The sequence below is a fragment of the Microbispora amethystogenes genome (assembly GCF_016863015.1).
Lineage (GTDB): Bacteria > Actinomycetota > Actinomycetes > Streptosporangiales > Streptosporangiaceae > Microbispora > Microbispora amethystogenes.
In genome coordinates, this window is sequence record NZ_BOOB01000030.1 from 95,673 (window position 1) to 114,158 (window position 18,486).

At 73.3% G+C, this 18,486-nt stretch carries 18 protein-coding genes and 1 pseudogene; 6 read left to right on the forward strand and 13 right to left on the reverse strand.

Annotated elements, in window-relative coordinates; all coding sequences use genetic code 11:
- Positions 1–18: 18 nt before the first annotated feature.
- Entirely contained in the window at positions 19–681 is a 663-nt protein-coding gene (locus tag Mam01_RS20915) for a DUF6758 family protein (protein WP_204286925.1), read from the reverse strand.
- Between the two features lie 72 nt (positions 682–753).
- Between Mam01_RS20915 and Mam01_RS20920 the strand changes: the two genes are divergently transcribed.
- A complete protein-coding gene (locus Mam01_RS20920) occupies positions 754–1,179 on the forward strand; it encodes an NUDIX hydrolase (RefSeq protein ID WP_225311996.1) in 426 nt (141 codons plus the stop codon).
- Here Mam01_RS20920 and Mam01_RS20925 read toward each other — a convergent pair.
- From Mam01_RS20925 to Mam01_RS20940, 4 genes are all read right to left on the reverse strand, one after another.
- On the reverse strand, positions 1,166–4,528 hold the full coding sequence (locus Mam01_RS20925) for a hypothetical protein (RefSeq protein ID WP_204286927.1): 3,363 nt from the start codon (positions 4,526–4,528) through the stop codon (positions 1,166–1,168). The genes Mam01_RS20920 and Mam01_RS20925 overlap by 14 nt on opposite strands.
- A gap of 135 nt (positions 4,529–4,663) precedes the next feature.
- On the reverse strand, positions 4,664–5,632 hold the full coding sequence (locus tag Mam01_RS20930; protein WP_204286928.1) for a CPBP family intramembrane glutamic endopeptidase: 969 nt from the start codon (positions 5,630–5,632) through the stop codon (positions 4,664–4,666).
- 275 nt (positions 5,633–5,907) lie between these two features.
- On the reverse strand, positions 5,908–6,846 hold the full coding sequence (locus Mam01_RS20935; protein ID WP_204286929.1) for an HpcH/HpaI aldolase/citrate lyase family protein: 939 nt from the start codon (positions 6,844–6,846) through the stop codon (positions 5,908–5,910).
- 91 nt (positions 6,847–6,937) lie between these two features.
- Positions 6,938–7,882 carry an EamA family transporter gene (locus tag Mam01_RS20940; RefSeq protein WP_204286930.1) on the reverse strand — a complete coding sequence of 315 codons (945 nt, stop codon included), beginning with the start codon at positions 7,880–7,882 and terminating at the stop codon, positions 6,938–6,940.
- 85 nt (positions 7,883–7,967) lie between these two features.
- Here Mam01_RS20940 and Mam01_RS20945 point away from each other — a divergent pair, with 85 nt between their 5' ends.
- From Mam01_RS20945 to Mam01_RS20955, 3 genes are read left to right on the forward strand one after another with little or no spacing between them, the layout of a single operon-like run.
- The gene (locus Mam01_RS20945) at positions 7,968–9,173 is read left to right on the forward strand and encodes a magnesium transporter MgtE N-terminal domain-containing protein (RefSeq protein WP_150937946.1); all 1,206 of its coding nucleotides are present in this window, start codon (positions 7,968–7,970) and stop codon (positions 9,171–9,173) included.
- Between the two features lie 24 nt (positions 9,174–9,197).
- Positions 9,198–9,692 (forward strand): DUF1003 domain-containing protein, encoded by a 495-nt coding sequence (locus Mam01_RS20950; protein WP_150937944.1) that lies wholly within the window; start codon positions 9,198–9,200, stop codon positions 9,690–9,692.
- A gap of 17 nt (positions 9,693–9,709) precedes the next feature.
- Positions 9,710–10,849 (forward strand): Mrp/NBP35 family ATP-binding protein, encoded by a 1,140-nt coding sequence (locus tag Mam01_RS20955; RefSeq protein ID WP_204286931.1) that lies wholly within the window; start codon positions 9,710–9,712, stop codon positions 10,847–10,849.
- 32 nt (positions 10,850–10,881) lie between these two features.
- Here the strand turns inward: Mam01_RS20955 and Mam01_RS20960 are convergent, their stop codons facing one another.
- The 4 genes and pseudogenes from Mam01_RS20960 to sigE all read right to left on the reverse strand — a co-directional run.
- Positions 10,882–11,238: a sec-independent translocase gene (locus tag Mam01_RS20960; protein ID WP_150937940.1), complete on the reverse strand. Its 357-nt coding sequence runs from the start codon at positions 11,236–11,238 to the stop codon at positions 10,882–10,884.
- 98 nt (positions 11,239–11,336) lie between these two features.
- Entirely contained in the window at positions 11,337–12,650 is a 1,314-nt protein-coding gene (locus Mam01_RS20965; protein ID WP_239101482.1) for a S1C family serine protease, read from the reverse strand.
- An 80-nt stretch (positions 12,651–12,730) separates the two neighbouring features.
- Positions 12,731–13,288 carry an anti-sigma factor family protein gene (locus Mam01_RS20970; RefSeq protein WP_150937936.1) on the reverse strand — a complete coding sequence of 186 codons (558 nt, stop codon included), beginning with the start codon at positions 13,286–13,288 and terminating at the stop codon, positions 12,731–12,733.
- 27 nt (positions 13,289–13,315) lie between these two features.
- Positions 13,316–13,894, reverse strand: a pseudogene (gene sigE / locus Mam01_RS20975) (RNA polymerase sigma factor SigE); the annotation flags it as partial.
- A 185-nt stretch (positions 13,895–14,079) separates the two neighbouring features.
- Between sigE and Mam01_RS20980 the strand changes: the two are divergent.
- On the forward strand, positions 14,080–14,709 hold the full coding sequence (locus Mam01_RS20980; protein WP_150937934.1) for an O-methyltransferase: 630 nt from the start codon (positions 14,080–14,082) through the stop codon (positions 14,707–14,709).
- A 7-nt stretch (positions 14,710–14,716) separates the two neighbouring features.
- Here Mam01_RS20980 and Mam01_RS20985 read toward each other — a convergent pair whose 3' ends face one another.
- Both Mam01_RS20985 and Mam01_RS20990 read right to left on the reverse strand, forming a co-directional pair.
- Complete coding sequence (locus Mam01_RS20985; RefSeq protein WP_239101483.1) at positions 14,717–16,210, reverse strand: leucyl aminopeptidase family protein; 1,494 nt, start codon at positions 16,208–16,210, stop codon at positions 14,717–14,719.
- Between the two features lie 76 nt (positions 16,211–16,286).
- Positions 16,287–16,454, reverse strand: a complete 168-nt coding sequence (locus tag Mam01_RS20990; RefSeq protein WP_076433904.1) for a DUF3117 domain-containing protein — start codon at positions 16,452–16,454, stop codon at positions 16,287–16,289.
- A gap of 181 nt (positions 16,455–16,635) precedes the next feature.
- Between Mam01_RS20990 and Mam01_RS20995 the strand changes: the two genes are divergently transcribed.
- Entirely contained in the window at positions 16,636–17,406 is a 771-nt protein-coding gene (locus Mam01_RS20995; protein WP_204286932.1) for a PaaX family transcriptional regulator, read from the forward strand.
- 12 nt (positions 17,407–17,418) lie between these two features.
- Here the strand turns inward: Mam01_RS20995 and Mam01_RS21000 are convergent, their stop codons facing one another.
- Both Mam01_RS21000 and Mam01_RS21005 read right to left on the reverse strand, forming a co-directional pair.
- A complete protein-coding gene (locus Mam01_RS21000; protein WP_204286933.1) occupies positions 17,419–17,994 on the reverse strand; it encodes a DNA-3-methyladenine glycosylase I in 576 nt (191 codons plus the stop codon).
- A gap of 15 nt (positions 17,995–18,009) precedes the next feature.
- Complete coding sequence (locus Mam01_RS21005) at positions 18,010–18,483, reverse strand: hypothetical protein (protein ID WP_204286934.1); 474 nt, start codon at positions 18,481–18,483, stop codon at positions 18,010–18,012.
- Positions 18,484–18,486 lie beyond the last annotated feature (3 nt).

Sequence of the window (18,486 nt, forward strand, 5' to 3'; positions counted from 1 at the left end):
CGGCGCTTCGGACCTGCTTTACCGCACATCCCCGTCCGATCTCGGCCCGTCCAATCTCGGCGAGAACGCGCCGAAGGGCGGGTCCACCGCCTGGTCCTGGTCGCGCAGGTCACGCAGCGAGAGATCGGCCAGCGCGATGAAACAACCGGCCTCGGCCGGCCAGGCGACCGTCCACAGCCAGTTTCCGAGGGCCTCCCCGACGTAGACGGCGCGGTCGTCCGGCACGGCCGGCCCCGCGCACCACAGCGCCGTCGGGTGGCCACGTACGTCGATCTTCGCGTGCGGCGGGCCGGCGTCGAACCCGGCGCCGGGGTCGGGCCCGGGCAGCCCGGCGTACGCGGCCCCGAGGCCGATCCCGGGCTCCTCGGCGACGATCAGCATGTCGGCGGGACCATGGGTGATCGACGGGCCGGTCAGGGCGACGACGCTCGCCCGCGCACCGGTCCGTTCGTCGCCCACCTCGGCGAAGCCGGTCACCAGCCACCCTGTGGGGAGCGGCCAGGGAAGCCACACGGGAACCCGTGCGGCCTCGCACAGAGCGTCGAGCGCGGCCTGCGAGGGCCGGTGGGGCGGCTGGAAGGGCAGCACGTCGCCGTGGGCGGCGCACCGCCACGAGCTCGACCAGACGTTCGGTTCATGCAGCGGCCCGAAGCACCGCGGGCAGGTTGGCGCGGTTCTCACAAATATTCACGGTGCGTCGATGATGTCCATCAGTCAAGAGCCCGCCCGTTATCTAGTCGTAATCTTGGTGTTGTGCGACATCTTGGTCTTGGAAAACGCGTCAGATGCGTCGGGGCGATCGTCGCCGATCCGGACGGGCGGCTTCTGCTCGTACGGCGGGGCCGCCCGCCCGGCGAGGGGCTGTGGTCACTGCCCGGCGGCAGGGTCGAGCCCGGCGAGACCGACGAGGAGGCGCTGCGCCGCGAACTGCGCGAGGAGACCGGCCTCGACGTCGCGGTCGTACGGCTCGCCGGGACCGTGCTGCGGCCCGGCCCCGGCGGCGTGACGTACGAGATCCACGACTACGTGGCGACGATCCCGGGGACGGCCTCGGGCACGCCGGTCGCCGGGGACGACGCCGCCGACGCCCGCTGGTGGGCGCCGGCCGACCTGCCCGGCCTGCCGTTGACCGACGGCCTCGCCGACGCCCTTACCGGATGGGGCATCATCGGTCCGTGACCGTGCTGCGCCAGATCGTCAGGTGATCGTCGGCGTAGTCGGTGGATCTGCCGACGGCCACGACCCGGCTGCCGGAGACGGCCACCGCGCCGAGCCACTGGGAGCCCCGCCCGCCGAGGCCGTCCTGGGTAAGCGTGTGCCGCGACCAGTCCAGGCCGTCCTCGGAGATCCAGGCGGTGCTGTCCCCCTCGCCGCCCCCGTCGCCGTCCGCGTCGTCGGCGGAGCGGTGCGATCCCACCGCGACCACGCCCTTCGCGGTCGCGGTCAGGTCGAGGACCGAGGCATCCCCGTCGGCGGGCAGCATGGCGTACTCCCAGTGCTCGCCGTCGTCGGCGGACACCGCGGAGAACGGGCGGGGGCCGTCCTCGGTCACGGCGACGCCCACCGCGACGACCCCGGCCTTCGTCGCGACCACGTGGCGCAGCCCGGCGGAGGTGGCGTCCGGCGGCAGGACCCTGCCGCGCGCGGTCCAGTTGAGCCCGTCGGAGGAGACCCAGACCACCCCTGTCTCACGGTCGGCCGAGCCCGAGCCGCCGACCGCCATGAACCCGTGGGACGTCGCCGTGACCCCGGACAGGCGCACGCCGACCCCGCCGGCGGGCATGCTGCCGGGCGCCGAACGGGTGATCCGCCTGAGGTCCGGGCTGAACCACAGGGCGGCGGTCACCCCCGCCGCGCCGCGGTCCTCGCCGGCGAGGACGTAGCCCTTCTCCCCCGCCGCCACCACGCGGGGCGTGAGCAGGAAGTGGCCCGCGGGCACCTCGATCGGCGGGCCGGGCCGCCACGACCTGCCGTCCGCCGAGGTGACCAGCAGCGGCCGGGTCACGGCGGGGTCGGTCATCGTGCCGCCCACGGCGAGCCACCCCTTCGGGCCGTGCGCCACGCCGCTGAGCACCTGGCGTCCGGGGCCGCCGAGCAGGTCGGGGAAGCCGGCGTCCTTCCAGTTCGCGCCGTTGTTGCCGCTCGTCCAGATGGCGGCGTCGCCGTTGGCCGAGCCCACCGCCACGAACGTGCCGCCGGCCGCGGCGACGTCCGCCGTGTCCCTGGCCAGCCGGTTGAGCCCGCCGATCTCCTTGAGCGGCACGGCGCGGGCCGCCTCGCCCTTCCCCGCCGTGATCAGCACCGGCAGGTTCTCCACGTCGCCGGGGCCCCGCTTGTCGCCGCCCGCGACCAGCGTGCCGCCGTCGGTGATGGCGAGGCCCCGCAGCGTGCCGGGGATCTCGCCGAGGTCGGCGCTCTTGGTCCACTGACGCCCGTCCCGGCTGGTGTAGACGGCGTACCGCTCCCAGGCCGACTCGGCGACCGCCGCGATCCCCGCAGCCGAGGCGGCGAGGCCGCGTACGCCCGTGCCCTGCGCGCCGAGCGGCCCGATCGCGCCGCACTGCGTCCAGGCGGCGCCGTCGGGCGAGCAGTACACCCGCACCTCGCCGCCGGCGGACCGCTGGCGGGTGGGTACGAGCACGAAGCCCTTCTCCGCGGCGGCGAGCGCGCCGGGCTCGGGCCGTACGTCGGAGATGGCCGCGGCCGTACGCAGCCAGGTGCGGCCGCCGTCGTCGGACCGCAGGATGACCGAGACCGTGTCGCCCGAGCCGGGGTCGGCGAGCGCCACCACCCGGTCGCCGCGCGCCGCCACCGCCCGCATGCCGCGGACCTTGTCGGGCGTGCCGATCTGGTCGGTGTCCACCCGCGTCCACCCGGTGCCGTCGGCCGACACCCAGGCCACCGGGCCCGCCGTGCCGTCGCGCAGGGTCGTCGCGCCCACGGCCAGGAAGCCGGTCGCGGTCCGCGCCACGTCGGTGATCCTGTCCTGGCTCCAGAACGCGGTCAGCCGGGCCGGGTCGACCGCGGTCCAGGAACGGCCGTCGGAGGAGACCCACATGCCGCGGGCGGCGGGGCCGGCGGGGCCCGGCGCGTCGGTGCCGACCGCGAGCCAGCGGCCGTCTCCGCCCGCGACCCGGCCCACGGCCGCCGCCGCGGCCTCGTAGCCCGGCGCTCCGGTGACCCGGCCCAGTTGCCAGTGCGCGCCCCCGTCGGCGGAGACGAGGAACAGCGGGCGCGCGAGCGCCCCGGTCATGTCGCTGCCCGCCGCCACGACGGTCGAGCCCGCCGAGGCGAACGCGTTGAGCACCTGGCTGGAGCCGTTGCCCGGCAGGCCCGGCGCGGCGAAGGCGGTGTCGCCCGACTGGCCGTCGCCCGCGGCGAGCCGCAGCCCGGTGGTGGCCGGTCCCCGGGACCACTTGACCACCGCCACGCCCAGCACCGCCGCCACGATGAGGACCGCCGCGACGACCACCGGTGTGACCAGCCGGGGCAGCCCCCGGACCGGCGAGCCACGGCCCGGCAGCACCCGCCTGTGGTGGCGCCCTCCGCCTGGTCGCGGCGGCCCGACGGCCACGAGCACGTCGTGCCGCGCCGGGCGGCCTCCCGGCGGGCGGCCGATGCGCTCGACCGGCCCGGGCTCGAGTCCGTGCTCGAGTCCGTGCTCTGGTTCGGACTCGGGTCCGGGCTCCGGCTCGACGGGGATCTCCGGGCGCATCCGGATGCCCGGCTCGGGCCCGTCTGTCCCAGGCCCGTCTGTCCCGGGCTCGTCAAGCTCCGGGTCGTCGCCGTGGCCGTGGCGTGAGGCGGGCTCGGGCGGCGTGTGCGTCCACACGTGCGCGCCCCCGGGCGGGGGGCCCACCGGGGGACGCAGCGGGCCGGACGGCGGAGTGTCGATCTCGGGGGCGCCGGGACCGTCGGGGTTCTCGCGCGGGATCTGCGCCCGGCGCGGCCGGGGCGGGCCCGAGGCGACCAGCTTGTCCGGCCGGTCCACGACGCGCCGCCGCCGGCCTCCTTCCTCCGACGGGCCGGTCGACCTGGCACCCTCGCCGTGCCAGGGGGTGGAGCCGTCAGTGGGGCCCGTGTCCGCGGCTCCCGGGGCCGCGGCGCCGTACGGGGCCGAGTAGGGCCTGCGGCCCGTCCGGGGCGGGTGGCCGCCGGATAAGTGGGGCGGGGCCTCCGCCTCCGGCCGCGGCGCCCAGTCGTGCGCCTCGCCCTGCGACTCCGTCTGGGGCCCGGGGCGCGGTTCGGGGCGCGGCTCGGGGCGCGGCTCGGCGTCGCCGATCCTTCGGTAGGGCCGGGTGTCCTCGTCGTCCCCGGCCAGCACGTCTCCGGGTAAGGGCTCCCCGCCTGAGCGCTCCTGGGGTGAGGGCTCCTCGGATGAGGCGTCCTCGGGTATGGGGGCGGCGAAGGGGGGCAGTGCCCACGGGGAGGGACCCGGCGGCCGGTGATGCAGCTCCGGAGGGGGCGCGGGCGTCTCCTGTTCACCGGGCGTGCGCCGGCGGTCACGTTCGTCGGGGCCCGAGGCCACGCTCAGTACCTCCTCCCCGGAGAGGTCAATCCGGACCGTTCCACCTCTATTACGGCAAAGCGATCACAGTGATACCCCATCACGAATCCAGAGCAACACGGGAAAGCCCTGGGGACCATACCTCTCTAGTGAGATTTATCGGGAGAGAGTCTGGATTGCCCACTTTCGGGCGATTATTAGGACACCGAACCCGAAAACCGCGAACTGGACGGCCGATCCGATCAGAGCCTGCCACGGCACCGCGCCCTGCTCCAGGGCGCCGTTCATTTCGCCGGAGGCGGCCACGAGCCCGAAGGCCACGACGTTGTTCGAGACGTGCAGGGCGATCGGCGCCTCCAGCCCGCCGGTGCGGACCGCGAGCCACCCCATGAGCACGCCGAACACGAAGACGTAGACGATCCCCCAGCCCGTGTATCCGTGCGAGGCGGCGAAGGCCACCGCGCCCAGCAGGATCGCCGGCCACGGGTTGCGGAAGTACGCCCCGAGCCCCTGGATGATCCAGCCCCGGTAGGCGTACTCCTCGGCCGCCGCCTGGAAGGGCACGAGCAGCACGATGACGATCAGGGCCGGGAGGAACGCCCCCCAGCCCGCCCAGGCGTATCCCGGGCCCACGCCGGCCGACAGCAGCATCCCGGCCTCGGCGGCCTGGCCGAGCACGACCGAGACCAGCGCCACCAGCAGGCAGGCCGCCAGCCACCTCCACCGCAGGCGCAGGGCCACCGAGGAGAGCGACCCGGGCGGCCTCCGCTGGAACGCCCACGCCGCGCCCAGCACCAGAGGGAGCAGCAGGGCGATGACGCCCAGTTGGAAGCCCAGATCGAGCACGGGATCGGCGAACAGCCGGGCCCCCGACCCCGTCATCGGCACCCCGGACACCAGGGAGACGAGGTAGGCCACCAGCCCCGCCCCGATGGAGATCACGACGAAGGTCGCCACGATCGCGAGGGTGCCTGCGATGGGCCGCCACCAGCGGTTCAGGACCGTGCGCGCCATCTGGTCGTACGGCGTGCCCGGAGGCGGAGCGACGTCCCAGCGCGTGCGCGCGGGCGGGCCCCAGGCAGCGCCTCCCCAGGCAGGGCCTCCCCACCCAGCGCTTCCCGCCACAGGGCCTCCCCACGCAGGGCCTCCCCACGCAGGGCCTCCCCAGGCGGGAGGACCCGAGGCCGGATAGCGGCCAGGGTGCCATCCCGGCGGCGGGCCGGCCGGCCACGCGGTGCCGCCCGCGTACGGCCCGGGAGCCAGGTAGACCGCGGGAAGCCGGCGCGGATCCGGCTGTGTCTCGCTCATATGTCCATTCTTCGCGGCCCTCGCACAGCCGACTAAGGCGGGCGGGCCTTCGGGGGGCTTCGGGCAGGCTTCAGACGGGCTTCAGGCGGGCTTCAGGCGGGCGGGGTGAAGGCGCTCGTGCGGGCGAGCCCGGCGGCGCGGCCCCGGGCCGCGACCACCAGCGCCATCTTCCGCGACGCCTCGTCGATCATCTCGTCGCCGAGCATCACCGCGCCCCGCTTCTCGACCGTCGTGTAGTACTCGTACGCGTCGAGGATCAGTTCGGCGTGGTCGTAGTCCTCCTGGGATGGGGAGAACACCTCGTTGGCCGCCTCGACCTGCGAGGGGTGCAGCACCCACTTGCCGTCGAAACCCAGCGCCGCCGACCGCCTCGCCGACCGCCGGAAGCCGTCCAGGTCGCGGATCTGGAGGTACGGCCCGTCGACCGCCTGCAGGCCGTACGCGCGGGCGGCCATCAGGATGCGCATGAGGATGTAGTGGTAGGCGTCGCCCTCGTCGTATCCGGGGGGCTGCTCCCCCACGACCAGCGTGCGCATCCCGATGGAGGCCATGAAGTCGGCCGGGCCGAAGACCAGGGTCTCCAGCCGGGGCGACGACCGGGCGATGCCGTCGATCTCGACGAGCCCCCGGGCGTCCTCGATCTGGGCCTCCACGCCGATGCCGCCCTCGGGCAGCCCGACGGCCCGTTCGATCTGGCCGAGCAGGGTGTCGAGCCAGACCACATGCGAGGCGTCCCGGACCTTCGGCAGCATCAGGCAGTCGAGCCTGTCACCGGCTCCCTCGACCACCTCCACGACGTCCCGGTAGGTCCACTGGGTGGTGAGGTCGTTGACCCGGACGACGACCGTCTTGCCCGTCCAGTCGCCCTCCCGCAGGGCGGCGACCACGTTGCGGCGCGCCTCCTCCTTCGCGCCCGGGGCGACGGAGTCCTCCAGGTCGAGGAAGACCTCGTCGGCGCCGAGGCCCTGGGCCTTCTCCAGGAATCGAGGGTTGCTGCCGGGCACCGCCAGGCAGGAACGTCGCGCGCGCATGGCCCTACGGTAGCGAGACCCGACGGGTGGGCGTCCGCCGCGGCACGGCCGGCGCCCCTGAACCCCCTCACCCGCCTTAGACGCGTCCCCCTCAGACGCGTACGGTCTGCGGCGCCTCGGGCGCGGGCCGCGCGGCGCCGATCCGCGTGGTCGCCGACTGGGCGTACAACGCGCCGGCGAGCACGATCGCGCCCCCGGTGATCTGGGCCGCGCCGAGGTGCTCGCCGAGCAGCACCCAGGCGATCAGCGCCCCGGCGATGACCTCCACCGACGCGACCGTCGCGCCGACCGCCGCCGACAGGCGCCGTACGGCGGTGACTCCGGTCACGTACGCCACCACGGTGGCCACCGCGATCATCCAGAGACCGGCCACGGCGACCGGTACGGCGTGCCCGGAGACCTCGGCCGTGCGGGTGAACGCCGCCCAGTCGATGTGCCACGGCCGCGAGAGGGGCAGCAGGACCACCGCCGAGCCGAGCATGCCCCAGCCGATCAGGCCCAGCGTGTCCACGTCGTCGCCGAACGAATCACTCATCAGGAAATATCCGGCGCAGCAGGCGGCGGCAAGCAGGCCCAGCAGCAGCCCGAGCGCGTCCAGTCGCAGGCCTTCCCAGACCTGGACGACGATCGCCAGGCCCGCGACCGCGACCAGGGCGCCCAGGTAGGCCGAGCGCGGCAGCCGGATCCGCCGGACGAACCGCACCCACAGGACCACCAGCACCGGAGAGGTGTACTCCAGCAGCAGCGCGACCCCGACCGGCAGGCGGGTGATGGCCACGAAGAACAGGCCCTGCACGGCGGCGACCGCGATCACCGAGTACGCCGCGAAGAACGGCAGCCGGTCGCGGGGGATGCGCAGCGCCCGCGGCCTGAAGACGGCGAGGACCAGCAGCAGGAGCACGCCCGCACCCGCCATGCGGACCCACACGGCCTCCAGCGGCGCGAGCCCGGCCATGCCGAGGATCTTCGCCATCGGTCCGGAGAACCCGAAGCAGAAGGCCGAGACGCCCGCGATCGCCAGGCTGACCGCCCTCATCGTCACCTGCCCATGTAATCACCAATAAAAGGCTTTGATCCTGTCACAACACGGACAGGTCCGCATCCTTGCGTAACCTGGCAGGGTGGATCGGATCTTCGTGGCCCGCCTGGCGGGGGTGGCGGTCTTCGACCCGGCCGGCGACCAGATCGGCCGGATCCGGGACGTCGTCGTCTCGCTGCGGGGGCCGCTGCTCCCCCGGGTCCACGGCTTCGTCGTCGAGGTGCAGCCACGCCGCCGGGTCTTCCTGCCGGTCACCAGGATCACCTCCATCGAGGCCCGCGCCGTCATCTTCACCGGCAAGCTCAACATGCGCAGGTTCGAGTGCCGGGACACCGAGACGCTGGCCATCGGCGAGATGCTCGACCGCACCGTCGAGTACCGCGGCGAGCGGGTCACCGTGCAGGACCTCGCCATGGAGCGGACCCGCCCCTCCGACTGGCTGATCGCGAAGGTCGCCGTACGGCGGGGGTCGCGGCGCCGGGGCGAGACGCTGATCGTCGGCTGGGAGGACGTCTCCGGCTTCACCGGGGTCCAGAAGGACCAGGGCGCGGCCAACCTGCTCGCCGTGTTCGAGGCGCTCCGCCCGGCCGACCTGGCGAACATGCTGCACGAGCTGCCCAGCCAGCGGATGGCCGAGGTGGCCGCCGCGCTGGACGACGACCGCCTCGCCGACGTGTTGGAGGAACTGCCCGAGCGCGACCAGGTGCTCGTGCTGAGCCGGCTGCACCGGGACCGGGCCGCCGACGTGCTGGAGGAGATGGGCCCGGACGACGCGGCCGACCTGCTCCAGGAACTGCCCGCGGAACAGGCCGAGGGCCTGCTGCGCCTCATGGTGCCCGAGGAGGCCGCCCCGGTGCGGCGGCTGCTGAGCTACCGCGAGGACACGGCCGGCGGCATGATGACGACCGAGCCGGTCGTCCTGCCCCCGACCGCGACGGTGGCCGAGGCCCTCGCGCACATCCGGCAGCAGGAGCAGACGCCGGCCATCGCCGCCCAGGTGTACGTCGCCCGGCCGCCGAGCGAGACGCCCACCGGGCGCTTCCTGGGGGTGGCGCACTTCCAGCGCCTGCTGCGGGAGCCGCCGTCGACGCTGCTCGGCAGCGTGATAGACATCACCGTGGACCCGATCAGGCCGGAGTTCACGGTGGCCGAGGTGGCGGCCTACCTCGCGACGTACAACCTGGTCGCGGTCCCCGTCGTGGACGAGCTGGGGCGCCTGCTCGGCGCCGTGACCGTCGACGACGTGCTCGACCACATGCTGCCGGACGACTGGCGGGAACGACCATGACGGACCGAACATGACGGAACGACCATGACAGAACGTCTCGACCAGCCGCGCGAGATCGGCTACCGCGTGCGGCTCTACTACGACCCCGAGGCGTTCGGCAGGTTCTCCGAACGGTTCGCGCGGTTCCTCGGCACCGCCCGCTTCATCGTCTACATGACCGTGTTCGTCGCGGTGTGGCTGCTGTGGAACCTGTTCGCGCCGGTCACGTTCGACCCGTACCCGTTCATCTTCCTCACGCTCATGCTCTCCCTCCAGGCGTCGTACGCCGCGCCGCTGATCCTGCTGGCGCAGAACCGGCAGGCCGACCGCGACCGCGTCCAGTACGAGCAGGACAAGACGACGGCCGAGCGGAACCAGGCCGAGATCGAGTACCTCACCCGGGAGATCGCCGCCCTGCGCATGGCGATCGGCGAGGTGGCCACACGCGACTACATCCGGTCGGAGCTCCAGCGCCTCCAGGAGGAGCTGGGCGGCGAACCGGCGAGATCGTGCGGGGCGGGTTCTGAGGATTCCCGCTGAGTCCATAGCATGGATTCATGGCACCATCCCCTGAACAGGTCACGGCCGCCCTCGCCACGGTGAACGACCCGGAGATCCGCCGGCCGATCACCGAGCTCGGCATGGTCAAGAGCGTGGACATCTCCCTCGACGGGGTGGTGCGCGTCGGCGTGTACCTGACCGTCGCCGGCTGTCCGCTGAAGGACACCATCACCCGCGACATCACCGGCGCCGTGTCCCGGCTCGACGGCGTGTCGCGCGTCCACGTCGACATGGACGTGATGAGCGCCGAGCAGCGCAAGGAGCTGCAGACGAAGCTGCGCGGCGACCGCGGGCCGGAGAAGGAGATCCCCTTCTCCAAGCCCGGCTCGCTGACCCGCGTCTTCGCCGTCGCCAGCGGCAAGGGCGGCGTCGGCAAGTCGTCGGTCACGGTGAACCTCGCCGCCGCCATGGCCTCCCAGGGCCTGAAGGTCGGCGTCGTCGACGCCGACATCTACGGCCACTCGGTGCCGCGCATGCTCGGGGTGAGCGAGCGGCCCACCAAGGTCGAAGACATGATCATGCCGCCGGTGGCGCACGACATCAAGGTCATCTCGGTCGGCATGTTCAAGCCCGAGGGAAACACCCCGGTGGTCTGGCGCGGGCCGATGCTCGACCGCGCGCTGTACCAGTTCCTGACCGACGTCTTCTGGGGCGACCTCGACGTCCTGCTACTGGACCTGCCGCCGGGCACCGGCGACATCGCGATCTCGGTCGCCCAGCGCCTGCCCACGGCGGAGATCCTGGTCGTGACGACCCCCCAGCAGGCCGCCGCCGAGGTGGCCGAGCGCGCCGGGTCCATCGCCGCCCAGACCCACCAGCAGATCGCGGGGGTCATCGAGAACATGGCGTGGCTGCCCTGCCCGCACTGCGACGAGCGCATCTCCGTGTTCGGCGAGGGCGGCGGCCAGTCCGTGGCCGACGCGCTGACCCGCACGCTGGGCTCGCGGGTGCCGCTGCTCGGTCAGGTGCCGATCGACATGCGGCTGCGGGAGGGCGGCGACGAGGGCAAGCCGCTCGTGCTGACCGACCCGGAGGCCCCCGCGGCGGCCGAGCTGCGCAGGATCGCGGCCGGGCTCGGCCGCAAGCCGACCGGGCTCAAGGGGCTGAAGCTCGACATCTCCCCGGTCAAGCACTGACCGGGGGCTTCTCGTAAGCGCTCAGCAGGCGCTCAGGTCGCCTCGTTGTCGTACGGCGGAATCTCCCCCACGCCCAGCTCGGGCACCTCGGGCGTCGGGGAGTCCGACGGCCCGTGGTCCGTGTGCCCCGGGTCGTTCCAGTCCTTCTCGAGGTCGTCGAGCAGGTGCTTGCGCACGAAGTTCTTGGGGTTGAGGTCGGCCGGGTCGAAGTTGGCGAACTCCGGCCCCATGTTGGCCTGCAGGTCCGACTTGGCGTTGTTGGCCATCTGACGGAGCTGCCGCAGCGTGCGGCCCGCCTGCTGGGCGGCCTGGGGCAGCTTGTCGGGACCGAAGACGAGCAAGGCGATCACCACGAGCGCCAGGGCCTCCGCCCAGCCGAGTCCGAACATGGCGATCTCCTCCAGCAAGTACGACTGGATTCAGACTAATGCCCACGCCCGCGCGCTGGGGACGGGGGCTCGATGGGATCAGGACGGGCCGGTGGGGATCAGGACGGGGCGGCGCTGGGGGCGGGGGCCGCGCCCACGGTGACCGTGGCGGTCCGCACCTCGCCGTCGTGCCGGAACCGCAGGCGCACCTGGTCGCCGGGCGCCTTGCTGCGGATGGTGACGACCAGCTCGCGGCTGTCGCCCACGGGGCGGCCGTCGACCTCCAGGATGACGTCACCGGCCCGCAGGCCCGCCTTCGCGGCCGGGCCGCCCGGGGTGACCGGCACGGCTCCGCCCTCGGTCTCCGTGGCGATCCGCACCCCCTCGCCCTGATAGTTCTGGTCGATGGTGATGCCGATCCGGGAGGTGCGGGCGGCCCCGGTGGTGATCAGTTCCTGGGCGATCCGGCGCACCTGGTTGACCGGGATCGCGAAGCCGAGGCCGATGCTGCCGGACTGCTGGCCGAGCAGCGAGCCGCCGCCGACCGTGGCGATCGCAGAGTTCACGCCGATCACCTCTCCCGCCGTGTTCACCAGCGGGCCGCCGGAGTTGCCCGGGTTGATCGCGGCGTCGGTCTGGATCGCGTTGATGAGCGCGTAGTCGGACCCGGTGCTGCCGCCGGCCTCGACGGGACGGTTGAGCGAGCTGATGATCCCGGTGGTGACGGTGCCGGTCAGGCCGAGGGGTGAGCCGACGGCGATGACCGGGTCGCCGACGACCGCCCCGTCGGAGTTCCCGAGAGGAAGCTCCGGCGCCCTGACGGCCCCCTCGGGCTTGACCACCGCGATGTCGGAGTTCGGGTCGCGGCCCACGACCCGCGCCGCGGCGGAGGTGCCGTCGTTGTAACGCACACGGATGTTCCCCACCTGGCCCGAGACGGCCACGACGTGGTTGTTGGTGACGACGTAGCCGCCCTTGATGACGAAGCCCGACCCGGTGCCGGCCTCGCTGTTGCCCTTCACCTCCAGCGAGACCACGCTGGGCAGGACCTTGGCGGCCACTCCCGCGACCGACCCGGGCGGCCGTGCCGTGGGGAGGGACGACGGCGCGGTCAGCGTGTAGCCGGGGTCGACGCCGGAGGCGGGGCGGGTCAGCAGGAACGTCCCCCAGCTCGCCACCCCGCCCGCCACGAGCGCGATCACCACGGCCAGGGCCGTGAACAGCGCGATGTTGGGCCCGCGGGGCTCCGGCGCCTCCTCCGTGAAGGCCGCCTCCGGGAAGGCCGTCTCCGAGAAGTACGACTGCGGGAACCCCGGCTGGGGCGCCCACCGGGTGCCCCAGGAGTCGTGGGAGGGCTCCTGCGGCGCCTCATGACCGGCGGGCAGGAACTCCGGCCGGTCCGACGCGCCGTGGGAACGCGTGTTGTCGGTCATCGCGACAGTCACTCCTCGCACACGACGCGCCAGTCACACCCGAACGGGTGCGGTGTCCGATCGTATGCCGTCTTCCCCGATCAGCGCGAAAGACCCCTGGTAACGCTCTGTGACGGAGTGGGCGAGACGCTCACCACCGGCGCCTTGTTCGGGGCGGGATGAACGAACATCTGCCCGGGGGTCTGGCTGCTGGGAGTGGCGCTCGATCCTCCGGCCATGAGCATGGTGCCGAGGGCGACGGCGGCGGAGGCCATTCCCACGGCCACGTATCCCGCGCGTCTGGCCCTGCCGGGCCGTCCTGGCCCCGACCGTCCGTCGTCCCGGCGCCGGGGCCGGTTGTCCATCGGCCCGGCCGCGTGCATGGCGGGAAGCCGGCCGAAGGCCGGGTGGTCGGGAAAGGGCCGCATCCGCGGCGGCAACGGCCCTCCCGGCTCCGCCATCCGCAGGAGCGACATCGTGAGGTCCGCCGGCATGGCGGGCGGATCCATGGACCGCAGGCGGGTCTTCAGCGCCCGCAGCGCGTCGACCTCAGCGCGGCAGTCCGCGCAGAAGGTCAGGTGCGCCAGCGCGCGTTCCCGCTCGTTATGACTGAGTTCGCCGTCGATGAGCGCGGAGACGCGCTCGCCAAGATGACTCACAGTCCCTCCCTGCTGAATGAAGGGGGGGGTTTGGTCGCCGTTCCGGTTCGCCGAGGGCGCCCGGTGGTCGAGCGCCTCCCGCAGTTGCGCGCGGCCGCGGTGGATGCGGCTGCGCACGGTGCCGAGTTTCACGTCGAGCGTCCTCGCGATCTCCTCGTAGGACAGGCCCTCGATGTCGCACAGCACCACGGCCGCCCGGAACTCCGGTGCCAGGGCGTCGAGCGCGGCCTGGATGTCGGGCTCCATGTGCGCGTCGTCGTACGCCTGCGCGGGGGACGGCTCACGGCCGTGCAACCGCTCGGCGGCGTCGTCCGCCAGCCCTTCGAAACGGATGCGCTGCCTGCGCCGCGCCATGTCGAGGAAGAGGTTCGTGGTGATCCGGTGGAGCCACCCCTCGAACGTGCCGGGGGTGTAGCTCGACAGCGACCGGAACACCCGGACGAAGACCTCCTGCGTGAGGTCCTCGGCGTCGTGGACGTTGCCCGTCAGCCGATAGGCCAGCCGGTAGACGCGTGCGGAATGCGTTCTGACGACCTCCTCCCATGTGGGAGGCGTCCAGTCGGACACCGAAGTCTCCGCCTGGTGGTCGTGCTCGTCCACCGGCATTCCTCTCTGCAGGATCGTCGCTACAGCCATAGTGCCTGGTTTCGCCCCTTCCTGCGCACCGTGGGCCGAGCGGTCTTGAACAAAGACCGTTCAAAGCGTGCAACGTCCCCGTTGTGGCGTGAGTTCCCGTTCCGGGCCGACTCCCCTAGGCTGCGTGCAAGATGAAGCAGGGGAGGGAGAGGCCGATGGCGACACCGGCCAGCCTGGAGTACGCGGAGGAGTTCGTCCCGGAGGACGACATCCTGCGGACCGCGCGCCGGCGTGGCATCGAGGTCGGAGCGCACCCGATCCTGCCCGGGTGCGGAGCGGCGCTCTGCTTCCTCGCCACGGTGGTGAACGCCCGCTCGGTGGTGGAGGTCGGCACCGGCTGCGGGGTCTCCGGCCTGTGGCTGCTGCGCGGGATGCGCCCGGACGGCACGCTCACGAGCGTCGACGTGGAGCCGGAGCACCAGCGCATGGCCCGCCAGACGTTCGCCGAGGCGGGCTTCTCCGGCAGCCGGATCCGGCTGATCGGCGGCCGCGCGCTCGACGTGCTCCCCCGCCTCGCCGACGGCGGCTACGACATGGTCTTCTGCGACGCGTCCAAGCAGGAGTACATCGACTACCTCACCGAGTCGGTACGGCTGCTGCGCCGGGGCGGCGTCGTGGTGTTCGGCGACGCCTTCTGCGGCGACCAGGTGGCCGACCCCACCCAGCGGGACCCCGACACGGTCGCGATCCGCGAGCTGGGCAAGCTCGTACGGAACGACGAGCGGCTGCGCCCGCTGATGCTGCCGCTCGGCTCCGGCCTGCTGGCCGCCGTCAAGCTCGCCTGAGCGGGCGTCAGGCGGCCAGGTAACGCAGGAGCAGGCGGACGCCGAATCCGGTGCCGCCCCTGGTGATCTCGCCCTCGTCGGAGCCCGCCCGCGCGGGACCCGCGATGTCCAGATGCGCCCAGGGCCGCCCACCCGCGAACTCGCGCAGGAACAGCGCCGCCAGGATCGACCCCGCCGACCCCGACATCGCCCGGTCGACGTTCGCCAGGTCGGCCACCTCGGAGTCGAGCATCGCGCGGTAGTCGTCGACCAGCGGCATCCGCCACAGGCGCTCCCCGCTGGCCTCCCCCGCACCGGCCAGGCCCGCGGCCAGCGCCTCGTCGGTCGAGTAGAGGGCCGCGATCGTCGGGCCGAGGGCGATCTTGGCCGCGCCGGTCAGGGTGGCGACGTCGATCACGACGTCGGGGTCGAGCACGGCGTCCGCGTACGCCAGCGCGTCGGCCAGCACCAGGCGGCCCTCCGCGTCGGTGTTCAGCACCTCGACCGTCCGCCCGCCGTACTGCCTGATGACGTCGCCGGGGCGCTGCGCGGAGCCGGAGATGGAGTTCTCCGCGCAGGCCACGAGCCCGGTCACCCGCACCGGCACCTCGAAGTCCGCCAGCGCGCTCATCGCGGCGATGACGGCGGCGCCGCCCGCCATATCGGTCTTCATCGTCTTCATGCCCTCGGTGGGCTTCAGGGACAGGCCCCCCGAGTCGAACGTGATGCCCTTCCCGGCGAGCACCACGTGGGCGCGCGGGTTCTCCGGCGTGTAGGAGAGCTGGACGAGGCGCGGCGGGTTCACCGACCCCTGGCCGACGGCCCGGATGCCGCCGAACTCGCCGAGCTCGGGCTCCGCCCACACGCGCACGTCCAGCCCGGCGCCGGCCGCCACCTCCTTCGCCTGGTCGGCGAGCCAGGCGGGGGTCTTCACGCTGGCGGGGGTGTTGACGAGGTCGCGGGCGAGCGCGGTGGCCCGCGCGACCGCCTCGCCCCGCCGCAGCTCCCGCTCGTCCCCGCCGAGGAAGACGATCTCCCGCACCGGTTTGCCCGGGCGGCCGTCGCCGATGGAGAACGAGTACGACGCCAGCAGCGCCCCCTCCACCAGGGACGCCGTGGCCCCCTCGGCGTCTCCCTCGAAGCTTCCGCCGAAGCCTTCGCCGAAGTCCTCCCCGAAGTCCTCCTTGGTGGGGACCACGACCGACAGCGACTCCCGGCGCCTCGCCCGCCTCGCGACCGCCGCCCCGGCCCTGCGCAGCGCGCCGGGCGAACCGTCGCCGACGCCGTACAGCAGGACGCGCCGCAGCCCGCCCTCGCGCAGGGCGGTCGCCTCGACGACCTCTCCGGGCTCGCCCTTGGCCTCGTACTGCGCGAGCAGCGCGTCCACCGGCACCGGCAGCTCCGTCCCGGGCACGGCGGGCGGGGTCCGGCCGGGGCCGAAGGGCACGGCCACGATGTCCGCCTCCGGCGCGGGCCCGGCGGTGCGGGGGCCGGAGAGGACCGGCGTGGTCTCGATGGGCACGTCCACCTCCAACAGAGCGGCCCCGGCGCGGAGAGACCCGCCGCCAGGGCCGTAGATCAGCAAATCGGCCGGTAGATCAGCCGACGACCTTCTTCAGCGCGTCGCCGAGGGCGCTGGCCTCGTCCGCCGAGAGCTCCACGACGAGTCGGCCGCCACCCTCCAGAGGGACCCGCATGACGATGCCCCGTCCTTCCTTGGTGACCTCCAGCGGACCGTCACCGGTCCGCGGCTTCATCGCCGCCATGCGTGTATCCCTTCCCGCCTTGTCGGCCGCCCCTGGGGGTAACCGGCGTATTCACGTTTCTGTGATGTTCTATTATCCCGCCTCGGAGCTCAAAAAGGTAACGGCCCGGCTCCGGTAGGTGGATCAATGCACGCGTCGCACGCGTTGTCGGAGGGCGGGACGTGACCCCACACTGGGTGGCGTGAACGCCCGAGCCGCGCTTTTCGATCTCTATGGGGACCACCTCCGCACCCGTGGCGGCCGCGCCTCCGTGGCCGCGCTCGTACGGCTGCTCGCGCCGCTCGGCATCGCGGCGCCGGCCGTGCGCACCGCGATCTCCCGCATGGTCCGGCAGGGCTGGCTCGATCCCGTACGGCTCCCGCAGGGGCCGGGGTACGCCGTCACGCCGAAGGCCGAGCGCAGGCTCGACGACGCCGCGGCCCGGGTGTACCGCGGGGCCGACACCCCCTGGGACGGGCGGTGGCACGTCCTGGTGCTCGAACCGGTCAGGGACCGCGCGCGGCGCGAGCGCCTGCGCTCCGACCTCGCCTTCCTCGGGTACGCGCCGCTGTCCGAGACGACCTGGATCGGGCCGCGGCCGTCGCCCGAGCTCGACGCGCTGCGGATCCCCGGCCACTGGTTCGACGCGGCCTACGAGGGCGACGCGCGGAACCTGCTCGCCCGCGCGTGGGACCTGGACGCCATCGGCAGGGCGTACGAGGAGTGGCTCGCCAGCGCGGCCGGCCTGGTCGGCTCCCTGCCGGAGGGCGCCCCGGACGACCAGGTCTTCGCGGTCCGCAGCGAACTGGTGCACGGCTGGCGCAACTTCCTGTTCCGCGACCCCGGCCTGCCCGCCGACCTGCTGCCGCCGGGCTGGCCGGGTGAGAAGGCCCGCGCGTTCTTCGACCATGAGGCCGCCCGGCTGCTGCCCGCCGCCGCCGCGTTCGTGGACCGCAACCTGGCCGCGAGCTGAGACCCGCGGCGGTCAGGCGCCGCGGAGGGTGGTGACGGCCTCGCGGACGTGGCAGTCGGCGACGTGGTCGTTGACCAGCCCGATGGCCTGCATCAGGGCGTACGCCGTGGTGGGCCCGACGAAGCGGAACCCGTTCTTCTTCAGCTCCTTGGCCAGTGCGACGGAGCCGGGGGTGCGGGCGGGGACGTCGGCGAGCGTGGCCGGGGCGACGCGCCCGGGCTCCTCGGCGTACCTCCACACGAGCTCCGACAGCCCGCCCGGCATCTCGGCGGCGGCCCGGGCGTTGGCGACCGCGGCCTCGATCTTGGCGCGGTTGCGCACGATGCCGGTGTCGGCGAGCAGACGCTCCACGTCCTCCTCGTCGAACGCCGCCACGGCGGGGATCGAGAACCCGGCGAACGCCTTGCGGAAGTTCTCCCGCTTGCGCAGGATCGTCAGCCACGACAGGCCGGACTGGAACGCCTCCAGGGTGACCCGCTCGAAGACGAGGTCGTCGCCGCGGACCGGCCGGCCCCACTCCTCGTCGTGGTAGGCGACGTAGTCCGGCGTCGAACCCGCCCAGCCGCACCGGATCACCGCGGTCACCATGGGATCACCGCCGGGTCACCATGTCTCTTCGGCGTCGGAACGGTCGCCGTCCCCGCTCTCTCTGGCCCCGCTGTCTTTGACCGCCGCCACGGACACCTCGGGTTGGTCTCCGGTCTTGTCCTCTGCCTTCTCGCCGACCGCTTCGTGGGCCGGCCCAGTGCCCTCTTCGGGGGCCGCGTCGCGCGCCCGCGGCTGTCCGTACGCCAGTTCGGCCACCCGCTGCTCCAGCACGGCGATGCGGGTGTCCCGCTCCGCGAGCGCGATCGACACCCGGTTCAGGGTCTCGTCCACGGCATGGGTGCCGTAGCCCACGAGACTGATGGGAAGCCGGAGCGTCATCAGGTCGGTGGGGGTTAACTCTCCGGCGGCGGGCAGGCCGAGCGGCGGCGCGTCGGAAGAGAACTCCGCCATCTCGCCTCCATGGCCCAACGAGACCATCACCACACACGCGATCACGGCGAGCCCGGCGATGACGAGTACGACCAGCACATA